This window comes from Buttiauxella izardii (assembly GCF_003601925.1).
Lineage (GTDB): Bacteria > Pseudomonadota > Gammaproteobacteria > Enterobacterales > Enterobacteriaceae > Buttiauxella > Buttiauxella izardii.
Window position 1 is genome coordinate 44,734 of sequence record NZ_QZWH01000011.1, and the last position, 8,392, is coordinate 53,125.

Sequence of the window (8,392 nt, forward strand, 5' to 3'; positions counted from 1 at the left end):
TTATGAATCAGCCTGATATTTTACAGGAAGTAGACCTGCACCAACTGAAAGTGACCGATGCGTTTTTGGGCCAGTACCAGCGGCTGGTGCGCGATGTGGTGATCCCGTATCAGTGGGATGCGCTGAACGACCGCATTACCGAGGCTGATCCAAGCCACGCCATCGAAAACTTTGAAATCGCGGCGGGGCGTAAAGACGGCGAGTTTTACGGCATGGTTTTCCAGGACAGCGACGTGGCGAAATGGCTGGAAGCCGTGGCGTGGTCGCTGTGCCAGAAGCCGGATGCGGAACTGGAAAAAACCGCCGATGAAGTCATCGAACTGGTGGAAGCGGCGCAGTGTGCAGACGGTTATCTGAATACTTATTTCACCGTTAAAGCGCCAGAACTGCGTTGGACGAACCTCGCAGAATGCCACGAACTTTACTGCGCTGGGCACATGATTGAAGCTGGCGTGGCGTTCTTCCAGGCCACCGGAAAGCGCCGTCTGTTAGACGTGGTTTGCCGCCTCGCCGACCATATCGACGGCGTGTTTGGCCCCGGCGAGAGCCAGCTTCACGGTTATCCAGGCCACCCGGAAATCGAACTGGCGCTGATGCGTTTATATGAAGTCACTGACAACCCGCGCTATCTGAACCTGGTGAATTACTTTGTCGAAGAACGTGGAGCACAGCCGCATTTTTACGATATCGAATATGAAAAACGTGGGCGTACCTCGCACTGGAACATTCACGGCCCGGCGTGGATGGTGAAAGACAAAGCTTACAGCCAGGCGCATGAACCGCTGGCGTTGCAACAAACGGCAATCGGCCACGCGGTGCGTTTTGTTTACCTGATGGCAGGCGTGGCGCATTTGGCGCGGCTGCATAAAGATGAAGAGAAACGCCAGACCTGTCTGCGCCTGTGGGACAACATGGTGCAGCGCCAGATGTACATCACCGGCGGCATTGGCTCGCAAAGCAGTGGCGAAGCGTTTAGCTCGGATTACGATCTGCCGAATGACACGGTGTACGCCGAAAGCTGCGCCTCAATTGGCCTGATGATGTACGCCCGCCGCATGTTGCAAATGGAAGCCGACAGCCGTTTTGCCGACGTGATGGAACGCGCGTTATACAACACCGTTTTGGGCGGCATGGCACTGGACGGCAAACATTTCTTCTACGTGAACCCGCTGGAAGTTCACCCGAAAACGCTGGCCTTCAACCACATTTATGACCACGTAAAACCGGTTCGCCAACGCTGGTTTGGTTGCGCCTGTTGCCCGCCGAACATCGCGCGTGTGCTGACTTCGCTCGGCCACTACATTTACACCCCGCAGCCGGGGGCTTTGTATGTGCATTTGTACGTCGGCAACGAAATGGCCGTTCCTGTGGGGGAGAAAGAACTGCGCCTGAAAATCAGCGGTAATTACCCGTGGGATGAGCAGGTCGATATTACCGTGACCTCGCCGCACGCGCTGCAACATACGATTGCTCTGCGTTTACCGGACTGGTGTGAAAACCCGCAGGTTCTGTTAAATGGCGAAAACTGTGAAGGGGAAATTCGCAAAGGTTATCTGCATCTTAACCGCGAATGGCAGGAGGGCGACCGCATCAGCCTGACGTTACCGATGCCAGTGCGTCGCGTTTATGGCAACCCGCTGCTGCGCCATGTGGCCGGGAAAGTCGCGGTGCAGCGTGGGCCTTTGGTTTATTGCCTCGAAGAAGCGGATAACGGCGCGGAACTGCATAACCTTTATTTGCCGAAAGAGAGCACTTTCAGCCTGATTGAAGGCAAAGGGATTTTCGCCCACAAAGTGCTGATTCAGGCGGACGGCGAGCGCAAATCTTGCGAGCAAGCCAATCAACAGGCGTTGTATCACTATGATAAATCGCCAGTAAAAGCCGAGGCCAAAAAGCTGACCTTTATTCCGTGGTTTAGTTGGGCGAACCGTGGGGAAGGGGAAATGCGCATTTGGGTGAACGGCGAGTAAAGCGGGATCGTTGGGATCTCTGTAATCAGAGATCCCATTGATCTGTTAATGATCAAGATAGAGATAATGTGTCCAGCTCGTCATGCGCAGCAGGATTTTGCGCAGAATCGACAAGTGCTCAACGTGGTCGCTATACACCGCCGCCTGCGCGGTTGTGCCTTTTGGCAGCGCTTTAATCTCAGGGTTCGGGTCTAAGGAAATGTCGGCATAAATACCGTCGAGTCCCGGATTTTGACTCAATCCCTGCAAGAACCCCTGTGCCTGGAAGCTACTGTTGGCGACCACCGGCAAAATCTGCTTCACCGTGCCTGGGAAAACTTTGCCAGGAATACCGTTAAACACCACTTCAGCTTTGTCGCCCGCATGCAGACGCAGTGCTGAATTCTGGCGGAATGCCGCATAAATATCAGTTTTTTGCAGTGGCACAAACACCATCGCCGGGCGCAGCGGCAGCGGGCGTAAGAACATGCCCGGTTTGAGTAAAACTTGCGTGACATAACCGGCTTCTGGTGCGCGAACGGTGGTTCTGTCGAGGTTATATTGCGCCTCTTTCAGGCTGGATTTGAGCTTGTAGACCGTGGCATTTTCATTGCCGACCAGAGCGGCTAACTGGGCTTTGGTCTGGTCGCGTTTCGATTGAGCTGAACGCCATTGCGCTTGTGTCGCCAGGTAATGTTCTTGCGCCGTTACCACTTCTTGATCGGTAAACGGGCTTGTCATGCGGTCGCGGCTGCCTTTGCGGTAGCGATTGGCATCTTTTAACGCCAGGTCACGATTCGCTTTGTACTGTTCGATATCGGCGTTTTGCGAGGCGAGTCGGGCTTTGAGCACTTCGACATTCTGCTGCGCGGTTTCAATTTCGCCTTTAATCACATCAACTTTTGACTGGTACGGCGTGGGGTCGATACTGAAAAGAAAATCACCTTTTTTCAGCATCTTATTGGTATTGGATGTGACTGCAGTAACCGTTCCCTGGACTTCAGGAATAATCGGCACCGTCACGGTCAGCATCTGCGCGCGTTCGGTATACGGATGGTTGTAGTTCATCGTCAGAACTAAACCACTCAGCAGAATAACCCCGCCTAATATTGCGGTTGGCACTGACCATTTATTCAGGGGGATTTTGAACAGTTTGAATATACAAATACAAATGGCAGCATAAATAAGGATCAGTAATAATTCCACGATATTTCCTGGTCATTTAATTAGTCTGAATGTGGTAACTCTTTCTGGTTGTTGGTGCTTTGTGCGGCGAGTTGTTGTTCAAGCAAAGCGAGGCGGGCTTGCAGTTGCGCCATATTGTCGTTCTCTTTGGCGCGGAATCCCCAGCCACGGTCTTCGCGGTACAACATTGCCCAAATCCAGATGAAAGGCCATAACACATGCAGCGTTAACAGGCTGACCCATCCGGCGGCGTGAATAGCATCCTGATGAGGATGATTACGCTCAACGGCGATTTCGTAGGGAATATCGTGAATGACAATTATTCCGTAAAATACCGCAAGAGAGGCAAAGCATAATAAGCCCAGTGCGAAATAATCTAAGAACATAAGAATAATTTCCAGTGAAATGGGAACCGGAAAAGGTAGGGTAAAATAGTTATCCTGACTAGTAATAATTTAATTAATTTTAAACTTCTGGCAAGATGTCTATAATCATTAATGAAATCATTCACCGAGGAATAACTATGCCGTTATCTGCGCCCGTCCGACCGGATGAATCTATTGGACGTTTACTTGAGGCACTGAAGCCTTTTAGCAGCGAAATGAAAGTGGTGCCGCGTAAAAGATTGCACTGGGAATACAAAGGGGAAGCGCAGCTTTATCTCTTTCTGGAAGGCGAGTTGTCGGTGTTGCGTGCCACTGACGGGCTGGTGATTGCTGGGGCCTACGACCCCCATTTGTTTGGCCTGGCAGAGTCTCTGCAAACGCTGCGGTGCCATATTCTGCGCGTCGATACCGAGTCGACGATATTGCGTGTCAGCGCGAAAAAAGCCATGGAAATATTCGACCAACAAAACCTGTGGCGTGACGTGTCTATTACATTAGCTTACTTTAATAGTTATCTCTTTTATCGTGACGATCTGGTGGTTCAGCAGCGAACCTATTCCGTTATTTGCAATCATCTACAGGAAATTATTCAGTTGCCGCTGGAGACGAGAATGCGTGTTTCAGTGCTTGAATACATTCAAGAAAGAACGCATTTATCACGCAGCAGTGTTCTTAATGTCTTGTTTGCATTGAAGGCTGCGAATCATCTCGATCTAAAAAGAGGTGGTTATTTAATAGAGATGAATGAATTGCCAGAGAAAATCTGACGCCAGCACGAATAATCAAAATGTGGCTTTAGCATTTTATGTCAATTACCGGTTTCCATTATGTGATGGCACTAGTAGTTGATCATATTGAAAATAAAACGTTTAAAAATAAACTTATTAAAAATTCAAATTCGTGAACTCTCCCTCTATTATCCGTGTCGACAAACTTATGGCTTTTTAATTCTGGGTCGTTTGCTCAGAAACGGGATATGTTAGGGAATATATGAAAAAGACTCTTGTAGCTTTAATCGTGCTGAACGCTTGCGCAGTTTCTAACGTATTTGCTGCGGCAGACGCGAATACCTGGTACGGCGGCGCTAAAATGGGCTGGTCGCACTATTTTGATGCCAGTGGCAACAAAGATTTCAACGATAACGTGAGCAACGCAACTGACTTCGATTTCGATAAAGACAACGTCAGCGGCGGTGTGTTTGCTGGTTATCAGGTTCTGCCATGGTTAGCGGTTGAAGGGGGTTATGACTACCTCGGCAACATGGGTATCAACGGTAATAACGGCGTTGCTGGCGGCAAAATGGAAAGCCAGGGCCTGCAACTGTCTCTGAAAGCAAGCTACGGCCTGACTGACGCGTGGGATATTTATGGCCGTGCCGGTGCGATGGGTTATCGCGCAGAAGTGAACAACGCAGGTCACAGCAATTTTGAAACGGGTATCCGCCCGCTGGCCGCAGTCGGTACTGAATATGCCTTCACCAAAAACTGGGCAGGCCGCCTGGAATACCAATGGGTGAGCAACGTCGGTAACTCCAACCAGATTGGTTTCAGCAGCGATGTAAGCTCTGTCTCAGCCGGTGTGGTGTATCGCTTTGGTCAGCACGACGACGCAGTTATCGCACCTGTTGTAGCACCTGCGCCAGCGGCCCCAGAAGTGAAAAAATTCAACCTGAAATCTGATGTGCTGTTCGGCTTTAACTCAGCAGAACTGACTTCTTCAGGCCACGCGGCCATTTCGCAGTTGTACAGCAGCCCTGAAATGCAGGCGGCGAAAAACAGCTCGACCACCGTTGTGGGTTACAGCGATCGCCTGGGTTCAGAAGATTACAACCAGCAGCTTTCCGCTCAGCGTGCGCAAGCCGTAGTTGATGCGCTGGTGGCGCAAGGTATGCCAGCTCAGAACGTGCGTGCCGAAGGCCGTGGTGAGAGTGATTCCATTACGGGTAATAGCTGCGATAACAACATGCCGAAATCTCAGCTTATTGACTGCCTGGCACCGGATCGCCGAGTGGTGGTTGAGATTGCTGGCGAGCAGTAACGGTACGGGTTTGCCGGATGACGCTGCGCTCATCCGACCTACGAACCGCAATAAATCTTTGATGTGCAGTAAATAGAATAACAAGCTTCAAAATCGTCCGTTGCCCGGCCTTGTCGCCGGGCTTTTTTTATTTCTGTTTTGCCAGCCAGACTGCGCCTAACATGCCCGCCTTATTTCCCAGCTTGCAGGGGCGAATCGGCACTTTCAGCACATCCCAGAATTTGAAGCCTTCCAGATGACGCTCCAGCATCGGGTACAACATCGGCTGCGTACTGACGCCACCGCCCAATAAAATGGCCTGCGGATCAAACAGCGACACCACGCTATAAATCCCGCGCGCCAGGTATTTCACCCAGTTGTCGATAACGCCCTGAATATGCAAATCCGTTTCGGCACGAGCAAAAATATCCTGCCCACGGATTTTCTCATCAGCGGGAATGTTCATCTCACGGCGACAGGCGTCCATCAGCCCTTTGGCCGAGGCCAACTGATGCATGTCTTCGCCGTATTTCCCCACCGGCAACACGCCAAACTCCCCGGCGCGAAAATGCGAACCGCGCATTAATTCACGATTGACGATAATGCCGCCGCCGATGCCGGTGCCAATGGTGACGCAGACCAGCGAATCATATTCGTTGCCCGCCCCGAGCCACATTTCGCCGAGTGCCGCGCAATTCGCATCGTTTTCAACCGTGATCGGCAGGTCAGTCAACTCGCCGAAAATCTCCAGCAAATTGCAACCATCAAGAAATTCCAGTGCCCCCGCCTTAGGGACGTTCCCGGTATGCGGGTTGATATAGCCGGGGAAACTAATCGCGATACCGGCAATTTCATTATGCTGCCGATAGCCCGCCACCACACTTTGCCAGGCATCGAGAAACTGCTGGCGGTCATAGTGAGTGTCGTACTCTTCGGCGATCAGCACCTCCCCCTCTTCAGTGAATAAACCATGCTTAACATGGGTACCGCCTACGTCGAAGCTTATAAACAGGCGCATGAGCAATCCTTGTAAAATCTCAGGGGTTTGCGAAAAGGTAATCTTTAAGTATGTATCAAAACCAATAACCTGCCGATTGAATCGTCCTAATCCTGGGATGTTTAATCCGTGACCTGTGTCGTAAAGCCTCCAAACACTGGCGAAGAAATCACCGCTGGCGACTACGCTTGAGAGTGCAAACCGACAAGGAGAACTCCATGACAAATAACCCTCCCAATACCCGAATCATTCCCGGCGAATATGGTTTCCCACTCAAACTTAAACCCCGTTACGACAACTTTATTGGTGGCCAATGGGTGCCGCCGGTCGACGGAAAATACTACGAAAATCTGACGCCTGTTACCGGCCAGCCGCTGTGTGAAATCGCCAGTTCCAGCAAAGGCGATATCGATCTGGCGCTGGATGCGGCGCACGAAGCCAAAGCAGGCTGGGGCGGCATGTCGATTCAGGAACGCGCCAATATCCTGCTAAAAATCGCTGACCGCATGGAGCAAAACATCGAGCTGCTGGCGGCGGCAGAAACCTGGGATAACGGCAAACCGATTCGTGAAACCAGCGGCGCAGACGTGCCTCTGGCTATCGACCATTTCCGCTATTTTGCGTCCTGTATTCGTGCGCAAGAAGGCGGGATCAGCGAAGTTGACGGCGACACGGTGGCGTATCACTTCCATGAACCACTCGGCGTGGTCGCGCAGATTATTCCGTGGAACTTCCCGCTGCTGATGGCGAGCTGGAAGATGGCTCCGGCGCTGGCGGCAGGCAACTGCATCGTGCTTAAACCGGCGCGTTTAACGCCGCTGTCTGTTTTGCTGCTGATGGAGCTGGTGGGGGATTTACTGCCGCCGGGAGTCATCAACGTGGTGAATGGTGCGGGCGGCGAAATCGGTGAATATCTGGCGACATCAAAACGCATCGCTAAAGTGGCATTCACCGGCTCGACCGAAGTCGGCCAGCAAATCATGCAGTACGCCACGCAAAACATCATTCCGGTGACGCTGGAGCTGGGCGGCAAATCCCCGAACATCTTCTTTGCCGACGTGATGGACGAAGAGGACGCCTTCTTCGACAAAGCGCTGGAAGGTTTTGCGCTGTTCGCCTTCAACCAGGGCGAAGTGTGTACCTGCCCGAGCCGCGCGCTGGTGCAGGAATCTATTTATGAACGCTTTATGGAACGCGCAATTCGTCGCGTGGAATCCATCCGCAGCGGCAACCCGCTGGATGCGCACACGCAAATGGGGGCGCAGGTTTCCCAGGGCCAGATGGAAACCATTCTGAATTACATTGATATCGGCAAAAAAGAGGGCGCAGACGTGCTCACCGGCGGGCGTCGAAAAGCGCTGGAAGGTGATTTGAAAGCGGGCTATTACCTCGAGCCAACCATCCTGTTCGGTAAAAACAACATGCGCGTTTTCCAGGAAGAAATCTTCGGCCCGGTACTCGCCGTGACGACGTTTAAAACCATGGAAGAAGCGCTGGAACTGGCGAACGACACCGAATACGGCCTCGGCGCAGGCGTCTGGAGCCGCAACGGCAACCTGGCGTACAAAATGGGCCGGGGCATTCAGGCCGGGCGCGTGTGGACCAACTGTTATCACGCTTATCCGGCACATGCCGCGTTCGGGGGCTACAAGCAATCCGGTATTGGGCGTGAAACTCACAAAATGATGCTGGAGCATTACCAACAGACGAAATGCCTGCTGGTGAGTTATTCCGAGAAACCGTTAGGGTTGTTCTGAGTTGTTTCAGTAACCGGGTTTTGCCGGATGACGCTTCGCTTATCCGGCCTACTCGGTTTCATAAGCCTTTGTTTTTGTATAGTGGATAAGCGCTAGCGTCAT

7 protein-coding genes are annotated in these 8,392 nt (G+C 52.0%); 4 read left to right on the plus strand and 3 right to left on the minus strand.

The genetic code is table 11. The features are described 5' to 3' along the window. The first annotated feature begins 2 nt into the window (after positions 1 to 2). A complete protein-coding gene (locus D6029_RS07120; RefSeq protein ID WP_120064098.1) occupies positions 3 to 1,970 on the plus strand; it encodes a glycoside hydrolase family 127 protein in 1,968 nt (655 codons plus the stop codon). A 45-nt stretch (positions 1,971 to 2,015) separates the two neighbouring features. Here D6029_RS07120 and D6029_RS07125 read toward each other — a convergent pair whose 3' ends face one another. Both D6029_RS07125 and D6029_RS07130 read right to left on the minus strand, forming a co-directional pair. Beyond that, complete coding sequence (locus D6029_RS07125) at positions 2,016 to 3,155, minus strand: HlyD family secretion protein (RefSeq protein WP_120064099.1); 1,140 nt, start codon at positions 3,153 to 3,155, stop codon at positions 2,016 to 2,018. Positions 3,156 to 3,175: 20 nt separating this feature from the next. After that, complete coding sequence (locus tag D6029_RS07130) at positions 3,176 to 3,520, minus strand: DUF3302 domain-containing protein (RefSeq protein ID WP_120064100.1); 345 nt, start codon at positions 3,518 to 3,520, stop codon at positions 3,176 to 3,178. Between the two features lie 137 nt (positions 3,521 to 3,657). Here D6029_RS07130 and D6029_RS07135 point away from each other — a divergent pair, with 137 nt between their 5' ends. Both D6029_RS07135 and ompA read left to right on the plus strand, forming a co-directional pair. Then, positions 3,658 to 4,287, plus strand: a complete 630-nt coding sequence (locus tag D6029_RS07135) for a helix-turn-helix domain-containing protein (RefSeq protein WP_120064101.1) — start codon at positions 3,658 to 3,660, stop codon at positions 4,285 to 4,287. Positions 4,288 to 4,510: 223 nt separating this feature from the next. Beyond that, positions 4,511 to 5,557 (plus strand): porin OmpA, encoded by a 1,047-nt coding sequence (ompA, locus tag D6029_RS07140; RefSeq protein ID WP_120064102.1) that lies wholly within the window; start codon positions 4,511 to 4,513, stop codon positions 5,555 to 5,557. 127 nt (positions 5,558 to 5,684) lie between these two features. Here the strand turns inward: ompA and D6029_RS07145 are convergent, their stop codons facing one another. Further along, positions 5,685 to 6,554 carry an ROK family protein gene (locus tag D6029_RS07145; protein WP_120064103.1) on the minus strand — a complete coding sequence of 290 codons (870 nt, stop codon included), beginning with the start codon at positions 6,552 to 6,554 and terminating at the stop codon, positions 5,685 to 5,687. A gap of 197 nt (positions 6,555 to 6,751) precedes the next feature. Between D6029_RS07145 and exaC the strand changes: the two genes are divergently transcribed. Continuing rightward, a complete protein-coding gene (exaC, locus tag D6029_RS07150) occupies positions 6,752 to 8,290 on the plus strand; it encodes an acetaldehyde dehydrogenase ExaC (protein ID WP_120064104.1) in 1,539 nt (512 codons plus the stop codon). Positions 8,291 to 8,392 lie beyond the last annotated feature (102 nt).